Here is a 22,252-nt window from a genome sequence, read left to right on the forward strand (position 1 = left end):
ACGTCCAACAGCGGGAGGACACCGCATGCCCAAGCTCGACCGGGATGGCGTGCACATCCACTACGAGGTCCACGGCGACGGCCCCCCGTTGCTGCTGACCCACGGGTATTCGGCGACTGCGCAGATGTGGCGCCCGCAGATCGAGCCGTTCTCCAAGCATTTCAAGCTGATCACCTGGGACATGCGCGGCCACGGCCAGTCGGACTATCCCGACGACCAGGGCGCCTATTCAGAGGCCGCCACGGTGGCCGACATGGCGGCGATCCTGGACGCCGTCGGCGCCCGGCGGGCGATCATCGGCGGCCTGTCGCTGGGCGGCTACATGAGCCTGGCCTTCCACCTGAAGCACCCGGAGCGCACCCGCGCGCTGCTGATCATCGACACCGGCCCCGGCTACAAGAAGGACGAGGGTCGCGAAGGCTGGAACGCCAACGCCCTGAAGACCGCCGAGCGCTACCAGAAGGACGGCCTGGCGCGCCTGGCGGCCGGCAGCGAGGAGATGCGCACCGCCAGCCACCGCTCGGCCGACGGCCTGGTGCGCGCGGCCCGCGGCATGCTCACCCAGCGCGACGCCCGGGTGATCAACAGCCTGCCGGACATCGCCGTGCCGTCCCTGGTGGTGGTGGGGGCCGACGACACCCCGTTCCTGGCGGCGTCCGACTACATGGCCGGCAAGATCCCCGGCGCGCAGAAGGCGGTGATCCCGCACGCCGGCCACTCGGCCAACCTCGACCAGCCGGCCGCGTTCAACAAGGCGGTGCTGGATTTCCTGGCGACGTTGCCGGCGGAGGCTGTATCTGCGGGCTGAGCTCGGGATGCAGCTTCGGGATGGCTTCTGGTGACGGCGTTTGCAGGCGTTCGCATCCTCGACTTCAGCCAGGGGCACGCCGGGCCGATGGCGACCATGCTGATGGGCGACTTCGGCGCGCAGGTGCTGAAGATCGAGCCCCCAAGCGGTGATCGCATCGCCGGGAGCCCCGGCCATGTGGTCTGGAACCGCAACAAGCTGCGCCACACGCTGGACATCGAAGCCGCCGCCGACCGCGCGGCGCTGGACCGGCTGATCGCCGGCGCCGACGTCGCCGTCTTCGACCATGCGCCCGGCCGCCTTGAAGCGCTGGGTCTGGACGCCGCCACCCTGACGGCGAGCCACCCGCGGCTGATCCACGTCTGGGCCCCGCCGTTCGGCGTCAGCGGCCCCTACAGCCACCTGCCCGAGCACCACGCCATGCTCACCGGCCTGACCGGCGCCGCCTTCCGGCAGGGCAGCTATGCCGACCAGCCGGTGTGGCACGTGATGCCGATGATGCACCACGGCCAGGCGGTGATGACCGCCAGCGCCATGGCCGCCGCCCTGCTCGACCGCGCCCGCACGGGCGAGGGCCAGGCGGTGACCGTCAGCGGGGCGCACGGCGCCGCCGAGATCTCCGGCCCGATCGGCTTCCTGGATTCGGCGGGCATGCAGGGGCACCCGCTGGGCGGCGGGGCCAGCTATCGGCTGTACCGCTGCGGTGACGGCGAGTGGCTGTTCCTGGGGGCCCTGTTTCCGCATTTCTTCCAGAAGGCGGTCGACGCCATGGGCCTGGCCAAGCTGCGCCACTATCCGCCGGGCGTGTTCGACATCGGCGGGCTGATGGAGCACGTCTTCGCGCAGGCGCCGCGCCAGCACTGGCTGGACCTGCTGCTGGCCGGCGACGCCCCGGTGGCGCCCGTGCAGCATCGCGCGGACTGGCTTAAGAGCGGGCCGATGGCCGACAACGCCATGCGGGTGGAGATCGAGGACCCGCAGCTGGGGCCGGTGGAGATGCCGGGCGTGCCGCTGAAGCTCAGCCGCACGCCGGGGTCGGTGCGCGCGCTGGCGCGGCCCGCCACGCCCGGCGATCTCGACGATTTCACGGCGCCGCGCGCCGCCCCGCCCGCGACCGGCGCCGCGCCGCGGCCGCCGCTGGCCGGGGTGCGGGTGCTGGACCTGGGCAGCGTCATCGCCGGCGCCTACGCCTCGTCGATCCTGGCCAACTTCGGCGCCGACGTGATCAAGATCGAGGGCGCCGACGGCGACCCCTTCCGCCCCTACGGCCTGGGCTTCGTCAACTACAACCGCGGCAAGCGCGGCCTGGGCCTCGACCTGAAGGCGCCGGAGGGCCACGCCGCCTTCCTCGACCTGGTCCGCCAGGCCGACGTGGTGATCGACAACTATCGCCTGGGCGTGCGCCAGCGGCTGGGCATCGACTACGCGGCGCTGAGGGCGGTGAACCCGCGGATCATCTCCTGTTCGATCAACGCCTATGGGCCGGTCGGCGCCGACGCCCATCGCCCCGGCTTCGACCCGCTGATGCAGGCGCGCAGCGGCATGATGTCGGCGCAGGGCGGACCTGGCCACGAGCCGGTGTTCCATTCGGTGGCGATCAACGACGTAGCCACCGCCGCAACGGTCAGCTTCGGGGTGATCGCCGCCCTGAACGCCCGCGAGATCACCGGCGAGGGCCAGAACATCGACACCTGCCTGGCCGCCCAGAGCGCCATGTTCCAGTCCGACGCCCTGACCACCTGGCCGGGGGCGCCGGCCCCGCCGGAGGGCGAACCGGACTGCATCGGCTTTGCCGCCCTGGACCGCTACTACCCCTGCGCCGACGGCTGGCTGACCCTGGCCCTGACCAGCGAGGCGCAAGCAGACGCCCTGGCGCGGGTGCTGGGCGCGAGAGGCTGGCGCGCCCGCTTCGGCGACGCGCTGCTGGTCCAGCCCCGCCGCGGCGAGCTCGCCGAAGAGATCGAGGTGCTGCTGTCGGACCGCGCGCGGAACGAGACCGTCCAGGCGCTGCTGGCCGCGGGCGTCCCCGCCACGCCCGTGTTCCACGGCGACGAGGCGAGCGGCGAGGACTGGCTGTGGGAGGCCGGGTTCTTCCAGCTGCAGGCCCACCCGCGCTGGGGCGAACTGCTCGCCAGCCGCGCCTACGCCGACTTCAGCCGCGGCGGCTCAGGGTTCGATCGGCTGCACCCGGAGCTCGGCGAACACTGCGTCGAGGTGCTGCTGGAGTACGGCTTCGACAAGGACCGCATCCGCATGCTGGCGGAACGACGGGTGATCTTCCGGGGGTGAGGGGCGGCGGTTGCGCGAGCAACCGCATGGGAACGCCGGAGGCTGGCTCACTCGATTCTCTTCCCCCACTGGGGGAAGTACCGCCGAAGGCGGGGATGGGGGCTGAAGCGCGCTGTCTGAACCGCGGGAAAGGTCGGCGCTCCGCTGGAGCCCCCTACCCCCGCTTCGCGGGTACTTCCCCCAGCGGGGGAAGAGAAATGGCGGCCAGCCCGCCAAGCCGTCACCCGAACAGGGCGCTGGCCCCCTCGTCGGCGTTCGAGGTTCCCTGGCGCATCCAGGCGAACAGTTCGCGGCCGTAGCCGCTGGCGGCCTTGGGCGCGCGGGCCGGTTCGCGGGCCATCAGGTTCTCGACCTTGACCTGCAGGGCGCCGGCCTCGGCGTCGAGGCGGATCAGGTCGCCGTCGCGGACGTAGGCCAGCGGGCCGCCGCTGGCGGCTTCCGGGGTGACGTGGATGGCGGCGGGGACCTTGCCCGAGGCGCCGGACATGCGCCCGTCGGTGACCAGCGCCACCTTGCGCCCGCGATCCATCAGCACACTGAGCGTCGGCGTCAGGCTGTGCAGTTCCGGCATGCCGTTGGCCTTTGGCCCCTGGAAGCGCAGCACGGCGATGAAGTCGCGGTCCAGCTCGCCGCGCTGGAAGGCGGCCAGCAGCTGGTCCTGGTCGTCGAACACCAGGGCCGGGGCCTCCACCACCCGGTGCTCGGGCTTGACCGCCGAGGTCTTGATCACCGCCCGGCCGAGATTGCCGGTCAGCAGCCGCAGCCCGCCCTCGGCCTGGAACGGGTCGTCCACCGGCCGCAGGATGTCGCTGGCGAGGCTGCGCGCGGTCCCTTCGCGCCAGACCAGCGCCCCGTCCTGGAGAAAAGGTTCCGTCTGGTACCGGCGCAGGCCGTGGCCGGCGACCGTGGCGACGTCGTCGTGCGCCAGGCCGGCATCCAGCAGCTGGCGCACCACGAAGGCCATGCCGCCCGCCGCGTGGAAGGCGTTCACGTCCTCAGAACCGTTCGGATAGACCCGGGCGATCAGCGGCGTGACCCGCGACAGGTCGTCCAGGTCCTCCCAGGTCAGCAGGATGCCCGCCGCCCGCGCCATGGCCACCAGGTGCAGGGTGTGGTTGGTCGAGCCGCCCGTGGCCATCAGGCCGGCGACGGCGTTGACCATGCTCTTGACCCCGACCACCTCGCCCATCGGGGCGTAGGCGTTGCCGCCCCGGCTGATCTCCACCGCCCGCTTCGGCGCGGCGGCGACCAGGGCGTGGCGCAGGTCGGTGCCCGGGTTGACGAAGGCCGAGCCCGGCAGGTGCAGCCCCAGCATCTCCATCAGCATCTGGTTGGAGTTGGCGGTGCCGTAGAAGGTGCAGGTGCCCGGCCCGTGGTACGACTTCATCTCGCTGTCCAGCAGCTCGTCGCGGCTGGCCTTGCCCTGGGCGTAGAGGGCGCGGACCTGGGCCTTCTGGGCGTTGGGGATGCCCGAGGTCATCGGCCCGGCGGGCACGAAGATCACCGGCAGATGGCCGAACGCCAGGGCGCCGATCACCAGGCCGGGCACGATCTTGTCGCACACCCCCAGCATCAGGGCGGCGTCGAAGGCGTCGTGGGTCAGGGCCACCGCCGTGGCCATGGCGATCACCTCGCGCGAGAACAGGCTGAGCTCCATGCCCGGCCGGCCCTGCGTGACCCCGTCGCACATCGCCGGCACGCCGCCGGCGTACTGGGCCGTGGCCCCCACCTCGCGCGCCGCCGCCTTGATGATCGCCGGATAGCGCTCCAGCGGCTGGTGGGCCGAGAGCATGTCGTTGTAGGCCGAGACGATGGCGATGTTGGGCGCGGTCGGGTTGCGCAGGGCGGTCTTCACGTCGCCGTCCTCGGCGGCGAAGGCGTGGGCCCAGTTGGCGCACGACAGCTTGCCCCGCGCCACGCCGCTGTCGCGGGCGGCGGCCATCCGCGCCTCATAATCCCCGCGCGCCTCACGGCTGCGCTCGGCGATCCGCTCGGTGACCTCGGCGGTTACGGGATGCATGACTGGGCTCCGTCTCGAGCGGTGAACATGTGGACTTGGGCCTCGCGCTCGCCCTTCTCCCCTTGCGGGAGAAGGTGGACGCCGAAGGCGGCCGGATGAGGGGTCGGGCGGCGCTTCCAGTCAGACCGGCGCAACAGCCATCCGGCATGGCTCCATCGACCCCTCATCCGACCCGCTGCGCGGGCCACCTTCTCCCGCAAGGGGAGAAGGAAGAGATGGGTTCGAGCCGTCATCAGCAGCCGATCGCCGGCGATCCCTCTATTCGTCCAGCCAGGCGCGGCCCGAGCGTTCGAGCAGGGCGAAGGCCCCGGCCGGGCCCCAGCTGCCGGCGGCGTAGGGCCGGGGCGCCTGGCCCGAGTCGGCCCAGCTGTCGGCGACGCCGTCGATCCAGGCCCAGGCCAGCTCGACCTCGTCGCGCCTGACGAACAGTTGGGGATTGTTGAGGATCACATCCAGCAGCAGGCGCTCGTAGGCGATGCGCCGCCGCCCCCCGTCGTCCAGCGACAGGCTGAGCGGCAGGGCCTGCAGCCGCGTGCCCGCCAGGCCCGGACGGCGGTTCATCAGCAGCAGGGAAATGTCTTCCTTGGGCTGAAGATCGATCACCAGCCGGTTGGCGCTGAGGTCGTTGTCGGCCGCCTGGCCGAAGATCGAGTGCGGCAGCGGCTTGAACTGGATGGCGATCTGGGTGCGGCGCTCGGGCAGCCGCTTGCCGGTGCGCAGGAAGAACGGCACCCCGGCCCAGCGCCAGTTGTCGATGTCGGCGCGCAGGGCGACGAAGGTCTCGGTCTGGCTCGGGCCGCCGCGTTCCTCCTCGTAGGACTTGACGGTCTTGCCCTCGACGACGCCCGCCTTGTACTGGCCGCGCACCGCCATCTGCTGGGCGTCGTGGCGGCTGAACGGGCGCAGCGACTTCAGCACCTTGACCTTCTCGTCGCGCACGGAATCGGCGCCGGCGTCGGCCGGCGGCTCCATGGCGATCAGGGTCAGCAGCTGCAGCATGTGGTTCTGCACCATGTCGCGCAGCGCGCCGTACTCGTCGTAGTACGGCCAGCGGTCGCCCACCCCTTCCGTCTCGGCCACCGTGATCTGCACGTGGTCGATGGCCAGGTTGTTCCACAGCGGCTCGAACAGGGTGTTGGCGAAGCGCAGGGCGATCAGGTTCTGGACGGTTTCCTTGCCCAGGTAGTGGTCGATACGGAAGACCCGGCTCTCCTCGAACACCTCGGCGACCTCGGCGTTGATCGCGCGCGAGCTTTCCGCGTCGTGGCCCAGCGGCTTTTCCAGCACGATGCGGCACTCGCCGCACGACAGGCCGCTCTCGTCCAGCGCCCGGCACACCGCGCCGTAGAGGCTGGGCGACAGGGCCAGGTAATAGATCGACGGCCTGCCCTCGATCACCTCGGACAGGGCCTTCAGCCCGGCCCCCTTGGTGACGTCGGCGGCGCAATAGTCGAGCCGCTCGGCGAACCGCTTCCAGACCGCCTCGTCGACGCCCTCGGACCGCTTGTCCATGATGCCACGCACCAGCTTGACGAACGCGTCGCGGTCCATCTCGGAGCGGGCGGAGCCGATGATCTTCAGGCCGTCGGGCAGCAGCTTGTCGCTGTCCAGAAAGTACAGCGACGGCAGCAGCATCCGCGCGGCAAGGTCGCCGGTGGCGCCGAAGATGACGAGGCGTTGAATCTGCGGGGTCAGGTCACTCATGGCGGCGGAACGCATGGCGGTCCCACGCCGTTTCGTCCAGTCCAAACTGCCGCTAGGTCAGGTGCTGGAGGCGGTTTCCTCCAACGCCCGTTTCAGCCGGCCGTTCAGTCGTCGAACGCGGCGTAGACCAGGGTGCGCAGCTCGCGCCGCAGCGCATAGGTGCTGGAGGGCAAGAGCTGGGTCATGAACACCACCGCCAGCTCCTCGGCCGGGTCGACCCAGAAGGCCGTGGAGGCGGCGCCGCCCCAGTAGTACTCGCCCTTGCTCGACGAGATCAGCGCCTTGGCCGGGTCCAGGTTCACCGCGAAGCCCAGGCCGAAGCCGATGCCGGCGTTGGTCGCCTCGGAGAACAGCGAGCGCGACATCTGGGTCAGGTCCTGGCCGCCCGGCAGGTGGTTTGCCGTCATCAGCGCCAGGGTCTTGCGGCTGAGGTAGCGCGTGCCGTCCAGCGCGCCGCCGTTCAGCAGCATCTGGCAGAAGCGCATGTAGTCGCCGGCCGTCGACACCAGGCCGCCGCCGCCGGAATAGAAGCTGGGCGGGGTGAGGTAGCTGCTCTTCTTCGGGTCGTCCTGCAGGCTGAGCTCGCCCTTGGGCCCGCGCGCATAGCAGGCGATGAAGCGGTCGGCCTTGTCGGCGGGCACGTGGAAGCCGGTGTCGACCATCTTCAGCGGGTCGATCAGGCGGCTGTGCAGGAAGGCGGGGAACGGCATGCCCGAGACCACCTGCACCAGGTAGCCGACCACGTCGGTGGAGACCGAATAGTTCCACGCCTCGCCCGGAGAGAACTCCAGCGGCAGCCGGGCCAGCTCCTCGATCATCGCCTCCAGCGGCAGCTTGGAATCGACCCCGCCGAACGCGGCCTTGCGGTAGGCGGCGTCGACGTTGGTGCGGTTCTGGAAGCCGTAGGTCAGGCCCGAGGTGTGTCGCAGCAGGTCCACCACCTGCATCGGCCGGGCGGGGCGGCGGGTCAGGAACTGCGGCGCGACGCCGGCCTCGAACACGCCGAGGTCCTTCCACGAGGGGATGTACTTCTCCACCGGATCGTCGAGGGCGATGGCGCCCTCCTCGACCAGCATCATCAGCGCCACCGAGGTCAGCGGCTTGGTCATCGAATAGATGCGGAAGATGGAGTCTTCCTTCAGCGCCTGGCCGCGCTCGACGTCGCCCTGGCCGATGACGCCGAAGTGGGCGATCTCGCCCTTGCGCGAAACCATCACCGACGCGCCGGCCAGCTTGCCGGCGTCGACGTAGCGGTCCTTCAGGAACTGGTCGATGCGCGCCAGCCGCGCGCGGGAAAGACCGACGGTCTCGGGCTTGGTCATGGGCGGAGCTCCCTCTGGTGTCGGCCGGCAGGCAAGTCCGAAACGGGCCGCAGGTCAACGGGGGATGACGTCCCCGCGGTTCTCCGCTGGAGCCCCCTACCCCCGCTTCGCGGGTACTTCCCCCAGAGGGGGAAGAGAGCCAGCGCGGCGCCTTCCGTTCTCTTCCCCCATTGGGGGAAGTACGGCCGAAGGCCGGGATGGGGGCTCCAGCGAAGTCGAGTTGTTACGCCACCACCGGCTCGGGCGGCACCAGGCGCAGGCCGTCGGCCGGGTAGCGGGCGCCGACGGTGGAGCCGCGGGGGAAGGCGCTTTCCAGGGCCTCGACGGACTCGGCGTCCAGCACCAGGTCGTTGGCCGCCCAGTTGCTTTCCAGGTGCGGAATGAACCGCGTACCGGGGATCGGCACCACGGCCTTGCTCAGCACCCAGGCCAGGCTGACCTGGGCCACGCTGGCGCCCAGGCGCTGGGCGACCTGCTCGATGGTGGCGCGGCGCAGGCTGTTGGCGGCCACCGCCTCGGCCTGGAAGCGCGGGTGCTGATGGCGGCGATCCTTGGGGTCGGTCACCTCGGACCCGGCCAGGAAGCCGCGGCCGAGCGGGCTGTAGGCGACGAAGCCGATGCCGAGTTCGCGCGCCGTGGGCAGGATCTCAACCTCCACGTCGCGGGTCCACAGCGAGTACTCGCTCTGCAGGGCCGCGATCGGATAGGCCGCGTTGCCGCGCCGCAGGCCGTCGGCGGTGGCCTCGGAGACGCCCACCGCGCCGATCTTGCCTTCGTCCTGCAGCCGGCCGAGCTCGCCCACTGACTCCTCGATCGGGATCTCCAGGTCGACGCGGTGCAGGTAGTACAGGTCGATGTGGTCCAGGCCGAGGCGCTTCAGGCTGGCCTCGACGGCGTCGCGCGGGCGCACGGCGTCCTTCACGTCGCCGCCGGCGGGGCGATGCACGAACTTGGAGGCGATCACCACCTTGTCGCGGCGGTCGGCCACGGCCTGGCCCACCAGCCGCTCGTTGTGGCCCTGGCCATAGCCGGTGGCGGTGTCGATGAAGTTGATCCCCAGCTCGATCGCCCGGTGCAGGGTGGCGATCGACTGGGCGTCCTCGGCCGGGCCGTAGGTGTTGGAAAGCCCCATGGCGCCGAAGCCCTGGCGGCTGACGTTCAGGGTCCTGAGGGTCGGCATGGGTAGCTCCTGTCGTTGTGCCCGGGATCGGCCCGGCGGCGGTGATCCTTGGCCCCTCGGGCAGGACCTGGGAACTCAGAAAACCTGCGACGGCTTTCAATTCATATTGTCGCGATATGATTATGGGATCGAGCTTCGCTGGAGCCCCCATCCCGGCCTCCGGCCGTACTTCCCCCAGAGGGGGAAGAGAACGGACTTGCAGGCTGCAGCACTATTCTCTTCCCCCTCTGGGGGAAGTACCGGCGAAGCCGGGGATGGGGGCTCCCGCGGAGAGCGGACTTTCGTCGCGCCCCTGTCACATCCGTCATGCTAACCAGCCGCGAGTCCAGCTGGGAGCGCCGATGCCCGACACCCGTCCGTTCGATCTCGCCGTGGTCGGCGCCGGCATCGTCGGCCTGGCCTGCGCCCTGGCGGCGGCGCGGCGGGGCAGGCGGGTGGTCGTGCTGGACCGCGACGCCCAGGCCAACGGCGCCTCGGTGCGCAACTTCGGCTTCGTGACCGTCACCGGCCAGGCCCGCGGCGAGATGTGGGACAAGGCGCGCCGCTCGCGCGCGGTCTGGGCCGAGGTGGCGGCCGAGGCCGGCATTCCCATCCTGCACCGGGGCCTGCTGATGACCGCCCGGCGGCCGCAGTCGCTGGACGTGATCGACGCCTTCCTGGCCACCGAGATGGGCGAGGGCTGCCGGCGCCTGACCGCCGACGAGACCCACGCGCGCCAGCCGGGCCTGGCCGGCGAGCCGCTGCTCGGCGCGCTGTGGAGCCCGCACGAGCTGCGCGTCGAGTCCCGACAGGCGATCCCCAGGCTCGCCGCCTGGCTGGCCGAGCGTCACGGCGTGGAGTTCCGTCGCGGTGTCGCGGCCCTGGCCGTGGAGACCGGCCGGGTGGTGACGGCCGCGGGCGACGTCCGGGCCGAGGCGATCGCCGTCTGTCCTGGCGACGACCTGGCTGCGCTGTTCCCCGAACGCATCGCCAGCTTCGGCGTCACCCGCTGCAAGCTGCAGATGCTGCGCCTGGCCGATCCGGGCTTTCGCCTCGCCGCCGGGGTGATGTCGGATCTCGGCCTGGAGCGCTACGCCGGCTACGGCGCCCTGCCCCAGGCCGAGCCCCTGCGCCAGCGACTGCGCGCCGAGCAGCCCGGCCAGCTGGCCAATGGCGTACATCTGATCGTGGTGCAGGGCGCCGACGGCGCGCTGGTGGTGGGCGACAGCCATCACTACGCCCCGACCCCCGATCCCTTCGGCGCGCAGGCGGTGGACCAGCTGATCCTCGACGAATTCGCCGCCGTGTTCGGCGCCGTCCCGCCGGTGCTGGAGCGCTGGATCGGAACCTATGCCGCCGCCGCCGACCGCACCCTGCTGGTCGACGCCCCCCTGCCCGGCGTGCGCCTGGCGATGGTCACCACCGGCGCCGGAGCCTCGACGGGCTTTGCCCTGGGTGAGCAGGTGGTCGCCGACCTGTTCGATGGAGCCTTCTGAGCCATGACCGCCCCCCGCCCGCGCCTGAGCGATTTCGACCTGGTGATCTTCGACTGGGCGGGGACCATGGTCGACTTCGGCTGCCGCGCGCCCATCGCCGCCCTGCTGGCCGCCTTCGCCCGGCACGGCGTCGCCCTGGACGAGGCCGTCGCCCGCGCCGACATGGGCAAGGCCAAGGACGACCACGTCCGCGCCCTGCTGGCCCGGCCGCAGATCGCCGGCGCCTGGCGCGCCGCCAATGCCTGCGAGCCCGACGAGGCGGCGGTGGCCCTGCTGATGGCCGACCTCGGCCCGCTGATGCGCGACGCCGCCGCCGGCGCCGCCGAGCTGATCCCCGGCGCCGCCGAGACCGTCGCCGAACTGCGCCGGCGGGGCCTGAGGGTCGCCTCGTCCACCGGCTATACCCGCGAGATGATGGCCCCGGTGCTTGAGCGGGCCGCGGCCCAGGGCTACCGCCCCGACCACCTGGTCTGCGCCGGCGAGACACCGCAGGGCCGGCCCTCGCCGCTGATGATCTACAAGGCCTGCGCGGACCTGGGCGTCTGGCCGCTGAGCCGGGTGATCAAGGTCGACGACGCCGAGGCGGGCGTCGCCGAGGGCCGCGCCGCCGGCTGCTTCACGGTGGGCGTGGCCGCCTCCGGCAACGGCGTCGGCCTGAGCCGCGAGGCGCTGGAAGCCCTCTCCCCCGATGCGCGCGAGGCTCGCATCGCCCCCAGTCGTGCTGCGCTGCTGGCGGCAGGCGCGGATACCGTGGTGGACAGCGTCGCCGATCTGCTGGGGCTGTTCGACGCCTGACGCCCGCCCTCCCCTTCATGGGGAGGGACAGATCGCGAAGCGATCAGGGTGGGGAAGTGAGGGGCCGTGCGCCTGCTCGCCAGATCGCCTGTGCTCCGGCAGACGTTCCCCACCCTGGCGGCTTCGCCGCCTGTCCCTCCCCACAAAGGGGGAGGGAGGACATTCCGGTTTTTCAAATTTTCATTCAAACAGCCGTTCGGCCCCGTTGCGCCTGTCCTGGCGGCGCCGGATAATGCCGCCTTCAAGAGCGAACGATTGCACGCGCCACCGGAACGCCGGGGCGTAAGGGAGAAGATTTCATGGCCTGGGATTTTGAGACCGACCCGGAATTTCAGAAGAAGCTCGACTGGATCGAGGAGTTCATGGAGGAGAAGGTCGAGCCCCTCTCCAACCTCGGCCGCAACCTGATGGTCCCCGGGGCCCGGGAAAAGTTCATCAAGCCGCTGCAGGACGAAGTGAAGGCCCAGGGCCTGTGGGCCTGCCACCTGGGTCCGGAGCTGGGCGGCCAGGGTTATGGCCAGCTGAAGCTGGGCCTGATGAACGAGAAGCTGGGCCGCAACGGCCTGGCCCCGTCGATCTTCGGCTGCCAGGCGCCCGACACCGGCAACGCCGAGATCATCGCCCACTACGGCACCCCCGAGCAGAAGGAGAAGTGGCTGTGGCCGCTGCTGAACGGCGAGATCCGCTCGGCCTTCTCGATGAGCGAACCGGCCGGCGGCTCTGACCCCACCACCTTCAAGACCCGCGCCGAGGAGAAGAACGGCAAGTGGGTGATCAACGGCGAGAAGTACTTCTCGTCCGGCGCCTACGGTTCGTCGATTCTGATCGTCTATGCGGTGACCGATCCGGACCACAAGGACATCCACCAGCGCACGTCGATCTTCATCGTGCCCACCAAGACCCCGGGGGTTGAGATCGTGCGCGGCATCGGCGTCGGCGCGGGCGAGGGCGGCGGCCACGCCTACATGCGCTACACCGACGTCGAGGTCGGCCCCGAGGCCCTGCTGGGCCCGCGCGGCGGCGCCTTCCTGATCGCCCAGACCCGCCTCTCCGGCGGCCGGGTGCACCACGCCATGCGCACCGTCGGCGCCTGCCAGCGCGCCTTCGACCTGATGTGCCGCCGGGCCGTCAGCCGCCAGACCCGCGACGGCCGCCTGGCCGACATGCCGGTGGTGCAGGAACAGATCGCCGACGCCTGGATCCAGCTGCAGCAGTTCCGCCTGCAGGTGCTGCACACCGCCTGGCTGATCGACAAGCACAAGGACTACAACCTGGTGCGCAAGGACATCGCCGCGATCAAGGTGGCGATGCCCAAGGTCTATCACGACATCGCCGCCACCGCCGCGCACCTGCACGGCGCCATGGGCGTGTCCAACGAGATGCCGTTCATGGGCATGGTCACCAGCGCCATGGTGATGGGCATCGCCGACGGCCCCACCGAGGTGCACAAGGCCACGGTGGCCAAGCAGGTGCTGAAGAACTACCGGCCCGACCAGGACCTGTTCCCCAACTACCACCTGCCCAAGCTCAAGGAGGCGGCGCTCGACAAGTACGGCGCGGCCATCGAGGACCTGAAGGCGGAGAACAAGGCCAAGGAAACCGCCTCGGCCTGACCGCGGCGGGGTGCTTCTGGCTGTATTTCAGAGAGAGCTTAAGTTCATGACGGAAGTCGTGCGTGAAGAGGGAGCGGCTGCGGCCGCTCCCTCTGCTTTTCCGGCCGGCTGGCCGGCGATGTCGATCGCCGAGGCGCACGCCCGGCTCACCGCCCCGGGCCAGCGCTTCGAGACCGAAGAGCTGATCATCCGCGGCGTCCGCACCCGGGTCTGGAAGCACTGCCCGCCGACCCTGCGCGCGGTGTTCGAGAACAGCCTCGCGTTCCGCGATCGCGAGTTCGTGGTCTACGAGACCGAGCGGGCCACCTACGGCGCGTTCCACAAGGCGACCATCGCCCTGGCGAACGAACTGGTGGCGCTCGGGGTCGGCAAGGGCGACCGGGTGGCGGTGATCATGCGCAACCTGCCGGAGTGGCCGGTGGCCTTCTTTGCCGCGGCCGTGGTGGGCGCGATCATCACCCCGCTGAACGCCTGGTGGACCGGGCCGGAGCTGGAATACGGCCTGACCGATTCCGGGACCAAGGTGGCGATCGTCGACGGCGAGCGCCTGGAGCGGCTGGCCGAGCACCTGGAGAACTGCCCGGACCTGAAGCGGGTGTTCGTCACCCGCCATCCGGAAGACGTCGCCCATCCCCTGGTCGCCAGGCTGGAGGACCTGCTGGGCGCGGTGAACGACTGGGGCCGGCTGCCCGACGCCGCCCTGCCCGCGGTCGAGATCGGCCCCGAGGACGACGCGACGATCTTCTACACCTCCGGCACCACCGGCCGGCCGAAGGGGGCGCTGGGCACCCAGCGCAACATCACCACCAACATCTTCACCTCCGGCGCAGCGGCGGCCCGGGGCTTCCTGCGGCGTGGCGAGCCGGCCCCCGATCCGGACGATCCGAACCTGCCGCAGCGGGTCACCCTGCTGGTGGTGCCGATGTTCCACGTCACCGGCTGCAACGCCACCACCGTCCCGGCGATCAACAGCGGCGGCAAGCTGGTGCTGATGCGGCGCTGGGACGCCGAGGAAGGCATGCGCCTGATCGAGCGCGAGCGGGTCACCGCCACCGGCGGCGTGCCGACCATCGCCTGGCAGCTGATCGAGCATCCGGCGCGGGCGAAGTACGACATGTCGTCGCTGCAGGGCGTCTCGTACGGCGGCGCCCCGTCAGCGCCCGAGCTGGTGCGCAAGATCGGCGAGACCTTCAAGGGCTCCGTCCCCGGCCAGGGCTGGGGCATGACCGAGACCTCCGCCACCTTCACCTCAAACATGGGGCTGGACTACATGCGCCGCCCCGACAGCTGCGGCCCGGCCGCCGCCGTCTGCGAGATGAAGATCATGTCGGTAGAGGGCGACCGCGAACTGCCGATCGGCGAGGTGGGCGAACTGTGGGCCAAGGGGCCGATGGTGGTGAAGGGCTACTGGAACAAGCCCGAGGCCACGGCCCAGACCTTCGTCGACGGCTGGGTGAAGACCGGCGACCTGGCCCGCATGGACGAGGAAGGCTTCTGCTTCATCATCGACCGGGCCAAGGACATGCTGATCCGCGGCGGGGAGAACATCTACTGCGTCGAGGTGGAGAACGTCCTCTACGAGCACCCGGCGGTGATGGACGCCGCCCTGGTCGGCATCCCGCACCGCACCCTGGGCGAGGAACCCGGCGCGGTGGTGACGCTGAAGCCGGGGGCGGAAGCCAGCGAGGCCGAGCTGCGCGCCTTCGTGGCCGACCGCCTGGCGGCGTTCAAGGTGCCGGTGAAGGTGGTGTTCTGGCCCGAGACCCTGCCGCGCAACGCCAACGGCAAGATCCTGAAGAGCGAGCTGAAAACCCTGTTCGAGACGCAGACGGCGTAGCCCCGGTCCCGCCGATCCGCCCTCCCTCTTCTGTCATCCCGGAAGGCGCGCCAGCGCCTATCCGGGACCGCCGGAAGCGCGGATCATCCAGCTGCGACACACGCCGGCGCTTGCCGCGGTCCCGGATATCCGCTGCGCGGATTCCGGGATGACAGTGGAGGGGGGCGGTCTATAGACGATCTCAAGCAGCTGGATGCGCGCAAGGGGATACCAGGGTCTTGAGTACGTCTGACGGGCGCCGCCCCTTCATCGTCGGCCTGGGCGGCACGGTGCGCCCATCCTCCTCCAGCGAGCGGGCGCTGAAGAAGGCCCTGGAAGCGGCCGAGGCCCTGGGCGCCACCACCCAGCTGTTCGACGGTCCGTTCCTGGCCGGGCTGCCGATCTACAACCCGTCCGATCCGGCCTGCGAAGGCGCCAACGGCTTCCTGGCCGCGGTCGCCGCCTGCGACGGGGTGATCGTCTCCAGTCCGGGGTATCATGGCTCCATCTCGGGCCTGGTGAAGAATGCTCTGGATACGCTGGAGGGTCTGCGCGAGGACCGGCGGCCCTATTTCGACGGCCGCGCCGTCGGCCTGATCGTGGCCGCGGAGGGCTGGCAGGCCACCGCCTCGACCCTGGCCGCCCTGCGCGGCATCGTCCACGCCATGCGCGGCTGGCCGACCCCCCTCGGCGCGACCCTGAACAGCGCCGGCGGCCTGTTCGACGAGGCCGACGCCTTCAAGGACACGCGCGACGCCTGGCAGGTGAACATGGTCGCCCAGCAGGTCGTCGACTTCGCCAACCGCTGGCCGAACTGACCCGTCGCTGGCTCAGGCCGGCTGCAGGCCGGTGAGCATTGGCCGGGCATAGAGGTCGACCAGCTGGTGCGCCGTCACTCCGCCCAGCAGCACGGGCAGGTCCGACGAGGCGTTGAGGCCGGCGTTGAACATCTGGGCGGCGATGAACGGGTCGACCGGGCGCAGCGAGCCCTCGGCCGCGCCGTCGGCGATCATCGCGGCCCAGCGCTCCGACAGCCGGTTGGACTGCGCCACCATCTCCACCCGCATCCCCTCTGGCAGGGCGCTCAGCGCCGAGGTGCGCAGCAGCGGGCCATGCGGCGACAGCTGGAAGCCCATCAGCGCGGCCGCGGCCGAGGACAGCCGGGTCCAGGCGTCGGCGTCCGGCAGCGCCAGGGCTGCGTCCTGGGCGGCGCGCACCACCTGGAACGAGCGGCTGAAGCACGACACCACCACGTCGTCCTTGGCGCTGTGGTGATGGTAGAACGAGCCCTTGGTGACGTTCAGCGAGGCGCTGATCTTGTCCACCGAGGCGCCGCGATAGCCCTGTTGGTTGATCAGCCGGGTGGCCGCCAGCAGGAAGGTCTCGCGCTGGCCGCCCTCCGCCGGATGGATCGCCGCCGGATCGAGCGGGCGCGGCGACCACGCCTGGCCCGGGGCGCCCAGGCCGCGCAGCAGGATGTCATGCATGCGCGCGCGGACCTCGCCGAACTCGGCCTCCGGATAGCGGTGCAGCCAGGCCTGCAGCCAGTGCAGCTGTTCCAGCACCATCTGGGTGAAGGCGGTGCCGTGCAGGCCGGCGTGGTCAGGCGTTCCGCGCAGCAGTTCGCGCACGGCGCGGAACAGCCGCAGATAGGCCTCCAGGACCTGGCGGTGCGGCTCGTCGGTAAGCGCGCGGATATCGCTGAACACCGGGATCGGCGGCTCCTGGCCGCTGAGCACCCGCCCCTTCAGCGCCAGGTAGCGGTCCAGCAGGATCTCCAGCCGGGCCTCTGGCGAGCCGCCCGCCTGCGCCTCGGCCACCACCGTCTCGATGCGCTCGATGCCGCGCAGGAAGCAGGCCGCGGCCAGGTCTTCCTTCTTCTTGAAATAGTAGGTCACCGAGGTGGTGATCAGCCCGACCCGCTCGGCCACCTTGGCCAGGGTCATGCCCTTCACGCCCTCGCGGTTCAGCAGTTCCGTCGCGGCGGCGACGATGGTGTCGCGCTTGCGTCCGAACTTCGCGGTGACGGCGATGGACCCATCGGGCATCGGCGCGGGTGTTCCTTTCGTCTCTTCGTCTCAGGCCGGACGGGCGCCGGCGGCCATGGCCTCGGCGGCCTCCCCGTCCTCCTCGGGCGGGTCCATGGCCGGCGTTGAGCCGCCGGAGTCCGAGGTCTGGCCGCTGGCCTGGCTGTGCAGCATCCGCGACTTACGCCAGCCGCCGTAGCGGTAGTAGAGGCTGGTCAGCGTCGCCGAGGTGATGGTGCCCATGGGAAAGCTCCACCAGATCGCGTCCTCGCCCAGGTGGGGCTGCAGCGCCATGGCGAAGGGGATGCGCACCAGGATCATCGACGACGCCAGGATGATCAGCGGCACCCACACCACGCCGGTCGAGCGCACCACCCCGGACAGGGCGAAGGTGATCGAGAAGATCACGAAGCCCCACAGCGACAGGATGTTGATGTGGTGCGCCTCGGCCAGGGCCGGGGAATGCTGGCCCAGCAGCAGGCCCAGCACCTGGTCGTTGAGGGCGTAGAGCACCGCCGCCAGGCTGGCGCTGATGGTCACGCTGCTGATCACGCCGGAGCGGGCCACCTTGGTCACCCGGTCCCAGCGCCCCGCGCCGACGTTCTGCGCCGCCATGGACGAGATCGACGCCCCCAGGGCCATGGTTGGCATCTGCAGGTAGTTCCAGACCATCGACGACATGGAATAGGCCGCCGAGGTGATCGCCCCGTACTGGTTGACCAGGAACAGCATCACCATCCCGGCGCCGGACATCACCAGCATCTGGATGCCCATCGGAATGCCGCGGGTGATCAGCGACGAGAGGATTTCCCAATCCGGCTTCAGCAGGTGGAACTCGCCCGGCCGCAGCAGCAGGATGCTGTTCTTGCGGTAGAGGTGGGCGATCAGGAACACCAGGGACACGCCCTGGCCGATCAGGGTGGAGGTCGCCGATCCGGCCACGCCCAGCCTGGGGAACGGCCCGATGCCCAGGATCAGCATCGGGTTCAGCACCACGTCGAGGGCCACGGCCAGCAGCATGAACCAGAACGGCGTGGTGGAATCCCCCGCCCCGCGCTGGGCCATCTGCATGAAGGCGAAGAAGTACATGAACGGCACGGCGCCGAAGGCCACCCGCAGGTAGGCGATGGCGCCGGCGCGCGCGTCCAGCGGCGTGTCGAGCATGGCCAGGATGTGCGGCGCCAGGGCCCCGCCGGTGACCGCCAGGATGGTCGCCAGGGTGAAGAAGAAGGTCGTGGCCGTGCCCATCACCTTCTTGACCTGGGTCATGTTGCCGGCGCCCACCGACTGCGCCACCAGGATGTTGGCGGCCATGCTGACGCCGAAGATCGACCCCAGCATCAGCATCATCACCTGGTTGGAGTTGCCCAGGGCGGCGATGCCCTTCACCCCCAGGGTGTGGCTGACCCAGATCTGGTTGGCGGTGAGGTTGAGCGACTGCAGCGCATTGCCGCCCAGCACCGGCAGGGAGAAGGTCAGCAGGGTGCGGGTGATCGGCCCTTCGGTGAGGTTGCGCTTGCCGCGCAGGTGCGGCGGAGGACCACCGGCCGCGCCCGGCGGACGTCCAGGCGGCGGGCCGGCCACGCCGGGGCGCGGCTTGATATCTTCGGCGGGAGTCTTGGCGTCCATCAGGCCCTGTCTCCACGCACGCGGCCGGCGCGGGGCGAATCCACGCCCGCCAAGCCCGAGGCAACGTCCGGCCCGAACAGGATCATCTCAAACTCCCAGCGGCTCGCCCGAATAGGGTGAACCTCTTTTGAAATCATAATGTTGTTGGACGGGCTGACGCTCCGGCCGGAGCGCCGCGCCCGCCCGGCGGCGCATGAAATGCCGCCCAGCAACGCGTCTATGCGGCCAGTGTCACATTCCCGGGCCGCCCCGTCGACCCTTGCGGGGCCGACGCGGCGCCGCAGGCGGCTCAGGCGGCCGGGTCGAGCGGCTGGTGCAGGGCTTCCTCCACCGTCTCGGCCAGGGCCGCCGCATCGGCGATCCGCCGCAGGTTGCTTTCGTGCTGCTGGCGGTCGATGCGATAGAACAGGATGCAGGTGGTGGAGCACAGCATCAGCACCGTCACCGTCGGCAGGTAGAGCTGCGCCAGGTGGATCATGATGTGCGGATCCACCGTCTTCGGGTGGGCGCCCACCGGCAGGCCGACGCGCAGCAGCAGCCAGCCCGGCAGGCCCGCGGCGACGCCGGTGGTGACCTTCTGCAGGAAGGTGTCGGCGGCGAACAGCAGGCCTTCGGAGCGCTGGCCGGTGGTCAGCTCGATCTCCTCGACAATGTCGGCGATCATCGACGAGACGATGATGAAGCCCATCATCGAGAAGGCCGACGTGGTCATGTGCGCGGCCAGCAGCAGCAGCACCAGCGCCCCCGAGCCGGACGGCGGCATGATCCCCGCCAGCTTGCCGGCGATCGGCGCCGTGACCGCGACGATCGAGCAGAAGAACAGGGCCACGCACACCGGCTTCTTGCCGAAGCGGCGCGACAGCAGCGGCGCCAGTATCACCGCCGGCACCGCGCCGACCAGGGCCGACAGGGCGATCGTGCCGATCTGCGCCGTGCTGAGCCCCCAGAGGTAGGTGTTGAAATAGAAGGTCAGGCCGCCGGCCAGGCCGACCATGAAGCCGAACAGCATGCCGGCGACGGACAGCACCACCAGGTTGCGGTTGCTGAGGGTCAGCAGGACGCCGCGGGCGATCTCCCGGAAGGAGCTCTTGCGCCGCTCCGGCGTGCGCAGGTGGCGGATCTGCCCGTGCGTGCCCAGGCTGGAGACCACGATCGAGGCGAACATGATCACCCCGACGGTCAGGGCGAAAGGCCCGTAGCCGGCCTTGTTGAACTGCCCCGGCAGGCCGTCGTGCGGCCTCAGGAACACGAAGCTCGACAGGCTGATGGCCGTGGCCTGGCCGACGGTCTGGAAGAAATAGCGCCAGCTCATCAGGCTCGTGCGGCGGTCGTAGTCGGGCGCCAGCTCGGCCACCAGGGCGGAGTTGGGGATCTCGTAGAGGCTGATCATCATCCGCGCGCCCACCGCCATGGCCGCGGCGAACACCAGCAGCCCGGTCCCAGACAGGCCGGCCGGCGGGTTGAGCATGAAGATCACGCACAGGGCGACGGGCAGGGCCGAGGCGTACATGAAGGGGTGCCGCCGCCCCCAGGGCGAGCGGGTGTTGTCCGAGATCTGGCCGACCAGCGGGTCCCAGATGGCGTCGATGACGATCGCCGCCGACAGCACCGTGCTGACCATGTGGGCGGGAAGCCCCAGCATCTGGTTGTAGAAGAACAGCACGACGCCCAGCACCTGCAGCTTGGCCCCGTAGGCGATGGAGCCGACGCCGTAGGCCAGCTTGGTCCCGAAGGAGAGATCCGCGCGGGCGGACTTGCCGGACATGCTCACGATACCGCGCGCCCCCGCGCGGCGGCCAGGCCCCAACCCATCGCAATCTCCCGAATGAAATAGCTTATGCTTTTACGGGAGTGTTGTGCCGGGCCGGCGCTGAACGCCAGCGGTTTTGGCGCGGCGGCAGCTTAAACTTCGGTAAGCCGGCGCGCGCCATCGCGGCCAATTTTCCTCTGTCATCCCGGAATCGGCGCAGCCGATATCCGGGACCGCGGCAGACGCCGGCGCGAGCCGTCACGTCCAGTCGCAGCGCTTCCGGCGGTCCCTGATAGTCGCTGCGCGCCTTCCGGGATGACAGACAAAGGGAGTCCGCACCTCACCCCGCGAACGGATAGGGCGAGATCGACTTGGTGAAATCGTCGACGGTCAGGGTGCGGCTGACCGGTTCGGCCGCGCGCTGCGGGCAGGCGGGGCGCTCGCACACCCGGCAGGCCGGGCCGATCTCGGTGACCACCGGGTCGGTCAGGTCCAGGCCGCGGGCATAGACCAGCCGCGAGGCGTGCTTCAGTTCGCAGCCGAGGCCGACCGCCAGTTCGGAATCCTCCTCGGCATAGGGCGAGGCGATCCGCCAGACCGTGCGCGACAGGGTGAAATAGCGGGCGCCGTCCGGGGTCTCGACGATCTGGGTGAGGATCTTGCCCGGGGTGCGGAAGGCCGAGTGGATCTTCCAGCGCGGGCAGGTGCCGCCGAAGCGCGAGAACGGAAACGCCGCCCCGGCGAAGCGCTTGGAGATGTTGCCCGCCGAATCCACCCGCAGCATGAAGAACGGCACGCCCCGCGCGGTCGGCCGCGACAGGGTGGTCAGGCGGTGGCAGACCTGTTCGAAGCTGGCGCCGAAGCGGGCCCGCACCAGGGCGATGTCGTACTGGGTCTTCTCGCAGGTGTCGCGGAAGGTCTCGTAGGGCATCATCGCCGCCGCCGCGAGATAGTTGGCCAGCGACACCTTCAGCAGCCGCCGGGTCGGCCCCATCGGCGCGCCGGAGCGCTCGACCATGGCGTTCAGCTCTGCGTCGTGCTCCAGCAGCGCCAGCTGGTAGGCGATGGCGAAGGCCCGCCCGGGGCCGCCGAGCAGCTCCGACAGCATCAGCCGGCGCCGGTGGTGATCGTAGCGGCGGATGGAATCGGGCAGCACCTCCATCGGCAGCACCCGCACCTGCACCCCGTGCCGCTCGGCCAGGCGGTTGCGCGCCGAGGTGACGAAGCCCTGCACCTCCGGCTTCAGCTCCGCCGCCAGCCGCTCGCCCATCTCGTCGAGCTCGGGGAAGAAGTTGCGCTGGCTCTGGATGTAGTCGCGCACCCAGTCCGAAGGCGTCACCGCCGGGCCCGGCCCCTGGCCGTCCTCGCTGCGGTCGAAGGCGCCCAGGTCCGCCAGCCGCCGCCGGTCGTCGTAGGCGCGGTACAGCCGCACGATCGCGTCGGCCACGCCGGGCGCGTTGTCGGCCACCTCGGCGATCTCGTGCCTCGGAATGCCGAGATCGCGGAACAGCTGGTCGGCCAGCACCTCGGACAGGTCCTGGGCCCCGGCGGCGTCCTGGTCGGCCGACAGGCTGCGCACGTCGATGTCGTAGACCTCGGCCAGGCGCAGCAGCACCTGCGCCGTCACCGGCCGCTGGTTGCGCTCCAGATGGTTCAGATAGCTGGGCGACACGCCCAGGTCCTCGGCCATGCGCGACTGGGTCAGGCCCAGCTCGCGGCGCAGGCGCTTCAGGCGCACGCCAAGGAACAGCTTGCGTTCGGGGGTCAGGGCCATGCCGGCACGTTGTCATGTTTTTACAGAGGCGACAATGTCGTGCTGTTACA

General features: G+C 70.4%; 15 protein-coding genes. 7 read left to right on the plus strand and 8 right to left on the minus strand.

The window, feature by feature from the left end; genetic code table 11:
- Positions 1 to 25: 25 nt before the first annotated feature.
- Both ACO2Q3_RS13460 and ACO2Q3_RS13465 read left to right on the plus strand, forming a co-directional pair.
- Entirely contained in the window at positions 26 to 808 is a 783-nt protein-coding gene (locus ACO2Q3_RS13460) for an alpha/beta fold hydrolase (RefSeq protein WP_423307258.1), read from the plus strand.
- Positions 809 to 838: 30 nt separating this feature from the next.
- Entirely contained in the window at positions 839 to 3,097 is a 2,259-nt protein-coding gene (locus ACO2Q3_RS13465; protein ID WP_423307260.1) for a CoA transferase, read from the plus strand.
- 220 nt (positions 3,098 to 3,317) lie between these two features.
- Here the strand turns inward: ACO2Q3_RS13465 and edd are convergent, their stop codons facing one another.
- The 4 genes from edd to ACO2Q3_RS13485 all read right to left on the minus strand — a co-directional run bounded on the left by edd (position 3,318) and on the right by ACO2Q3_RS13485 (position 9,323).
- On the minus strand, positions 3,318 to 5,117 hold the full coding sequence (gene edd, locus ACO2Q3_RS13470) for a phosphogluconate dehydratase (RefSeq protein WP_423307262.1): 1,800 nt from the start codon (positions 5,115 to 5,117) through the stop codon (positions 3,318 to 3,320).
- Positions 5,118 to 5,375: 258 nt separating this feature from the next.
- Positions 5,376 to 6,821 (minus strand): glucose-6-phosphate dehydrogenase, encoded by a 1,446-nt coding sequence (zwf, locus tag ACO2Q3_RS13475; protein WP_423307264.1) that lies wholly within the window; start codon positions 6,819 to 6,821, stop codon positions 5,376 to 5,378.
- 104 nt (positions 6,822 to 6,925) lie between these two features.
- Positions 6,926 to 8,143 carry a serine hydrolase domain-containing protein gene (locus ACO2Q3_RS13480; RefSeq protein ID WP_423307266.1) on the minus strand — a complete coding sequence of 406 codons (1,218 nt, stop codon included), beginning with the start codon at positions 8,141 to 8,143 and terminating at the stop codon, positions 6,926 to 6,928.
- 223 nt (positions 8,144 to 8,366) lie between these two features.
- Positions 8,367 to 9,323, minus strand: coding sequence for an aldo/keto reductase (locus ACO2Q3_RS13485; protein WP_423307268.1), 957 nt, complete (start codon positions 9,321 to 9,323; stop codon positions 8,367 to 8,369).
- Between the two features lie 341 nt (positions 9,324 to 9,664).
- On the opposite strand from ACO2Q3_RS13485, the gene ACO2Q3_RS13490 reads away from it, so the two are divergent.
- The 5 genes from ACO2Q3_RS13490 to ACO2Q3_RS13510 all read left to right on the plus strand — a co-directional run bounded on the left by ACO2Q3_RS13490 (position 9,665) and on the right by ACO2Q3_RS13510 (position 15,840).
- Positions 9,665 to 10,798 carry a TIGR03364 family FAD-dependent oxidoreductase gene (locus ACO2Q3_RS13490; protein WP_423307270.1) on the plus strand — a complete coding sequence of 378 codons (1,134 nt, stop codon included), beginning with the start codon at positions 9,665 to 9,667 and terminating at the stop codon, positions 10,796 to 10,798.
- A 3-nt stretch (positions 10,799 to 10,801) separates the two neighbouring features.
- On the plus strand, positions 10,802 to 11,593 hold the full coding sequence (phnX, locus tag ACO2Q3_RS13495) for a phosphonoacetaldehyde hydrolase (RefSeq protein ID WP_423307272.1): 792 nt from the start codon (positions 10,802 to 10,804) through the stop codon (positions 11,591 to 11,593).
- A 299-nt stretch (positions 11,594 to 11,892) separates the two neighbouring features.
- Positions 11,893 to 13,206 (plus strand): acyl-CoA dehydrogenase family protein, encoded by a 1,314-nt coding sequence (locus tag ACO2Q3_RS13500; RefSeq protein WP_423307274.1) that lies wholly within the window; start codon positions 11,893 to 11,895, stop codon positions 13,204 to 13,206.
- Positions 13,207 to 13,252: 46 nt separating this feature from the next.
- Complete coding sequence (locus tag ACO2Q3_RS13505) at positions 13,253 to 15,043, plus strand: class I adenylate-forming enzyme family protein (RefSeq protein ID WP_423307276.1); 1,791 nt, start codon at positions 13,253 to 13,255, stop codon at positions 15,041 to 15,043.
- 218 nt (positions 15,044 to 15,261) lie between these two features.
- The gene (locus ACO2Q3_RS13510; protein WP_423307278.1) at positions 15,262 to 15,840 is read left to right on the plus strand and encodes an NADPH-dependent FMN reductase; all 579 of its coding nucleotides are present in this window, start codon (positions 15,262 to 15,264) and stop codon (positions 15,838 to 15,840) included.
- Positions 15,841 to 15,852: 12 nt separating this feature from the next.
- On the opposite strand, the gene ACO2Q3_RS13515 is transcribed toward ACO2Q3_RS13510, so the two are convergent.
- The 4 genes from ACO2Q3_RS13515 to ACO2Q3_RS13530 all read right to left on the minus strand — a co-directional run bounded on the left by ACO2Q3_RS13515 (position 15,853) and on the right by ACO2Q3_RS13530 (position 22,202).
- Positions 15,853 to 17,070: a TetR/AcrR family transcriptional regulator gene (locus tag ACO2Q3_RS13515; protein WP_423307280.1), complete on the minus strand. Its 1,218-nt coding sequence runs from the start codon at positions 17,068 to 17,070 to the stop codon at positions 15,853 to 15,855.
- Positions 17,071 to 17,100: 30 nt separating this feature from the next.
- Positions 17,101 to 18,678: an MATE family efflux transporter gene (locus tag ACO2Q3_RS13520; protein WP_423307282.1), complete on the minus strand. Its 1,578-nt coding sequence runs from the start codon at positions 18,676 to 18,678 to the stop codon at positions 17,101 to 17,103.
- A 289-nt stretch (positions 18,679 to 18,967) separates the two neighbouring features.
- Complete coding sequence (locus tag ACO2Q3_RS13525) at positions 18,968 to 20,443, minus strand: MFS transporter (RefSeq protein WP_423307284.1); 1,476 nt, start codon at positions 20,441 to 20,443, stop codon at positions 18,968 to 18,970.
- Positions 20,444 to 20,768: 325 nt separating this feature from the next.
- On the minus strand, positions 20,769 to 22,202 hold the full coding sequence (locus ACO2Q3_RS13530; RefSeq protein WP_423307286.1) for a helix-turn-helix domain-containing protein: 1,434 nt from the start codon (positions 22,200 to 22,202) through the stop codon (positions 20,769 to 20,771).
- Positions 22,203 to 22,252: the final 50 nt, after the last annotated feature.

Source organism: Caulobacter sp. KR2-114, from assembly GCF_049446115.1.
Taxonomy (GTDB): domain Bacteria; phylum Pseudomonadota; class Alphaproteobacteria; order Caulobacterales; family Caulobacteraceae; genus Acaudatibacter.

Bases quoted from the DNA above. Each gene is read 5' to 3' on its own strand.
- ACO2Q3_RS13490 (WP_423307270.1), top strand. From the start codon at position 9,665: ATGCCCGACACCCGTCCGTTCGATCTCGCCGTGGTCGGCGCCGGCATC.
- edd (WP_423307262.1), bottom strand. From the start codon at position 5,117: ATGCATCCCGTAACCGCCGAGGTCACCGAGCGGATCGCCGAGCGCAGC.
- ACO2Q3_RS13500 (WP_423307274.1), top strand. From the start codon at position 11,893: ATGGCCTGGGATTTTGAGACCGACCCGGAATTTCAGAAGAAGCTCGAC.
- phnX (WP_423307272.1), top strand. From the start codon at position 10,802: ATGACCGCCCCCCGCCCGCGCCTGAGCGATTTCGACCTGGTGATCTTC.
- ACO2Q3_RS13485 (WP_423307268.1), bottom strand. From the start codon at position 9,323: ATGCCGACCCTCAGGACCCTGAACGTCAGCCGCCAGGGCTTCGGCGCC.
- ACO2Q3_RS13480 (WP_423307266.1), bottom strand. From the start codon at position 8,143: ATGACCAAGCCCGAGACCGTCGGTCTTTCCCGCGCGCGGCTGGCGCGC.
- ACO2Q3_RS13505 (WP_423307276.1), top strand. From the start codon at position 13,253: ATGACGGAAGTCGTGCGTGAAGAGGGAGCGGCTGCGGCCGCTCCCTCT.
- ACO2Q3_RS13515 (WP_423307280.1), bottom strand. From the start codon at position 17,070: ATGCCCGATGGGTCCATCGCCGTCACCGCGAAGTTCGGACGCAAGCGC.
- ACO2Q3_RS13525 (WP_423307284.1), bottom strand. From the start codon at position 20,443: ATGTCCGGCAAGTCCGCCCGCGCGGATCTCTCCTTCGGGACCAAGCTG.
- ACO2Q3_RS13460 (WP_423307258.1), top strand. From the start codon at position 26: ATGCCCAAGCTCGACCGGGATGGCGTGCACATCCACTACGAGGTCCAC.
- zwf (WP_423307264.1), bottom strand. From the start codon at position 6,821: ATGAGTGACCTGACCCCGCAGATTCAACGCCTCGTCATCTTCGGCGCC.
- ACO2Q3_RS13530 (WP_423307286.1), bottom strand. From the start codon at position 22,202: ATGGCCCTGACCCCCGAACGCAAGCTGTTCCTTGGCGTGCGCCTGAAG.
- ACO2Q3_RS13520 (WP_423307282.1), bottom strand. From the start codon at position 18,678: ATGGACGCCAAGACTCCCGCCGAAGATATCAAGCCGCGCCCCGGCGTG.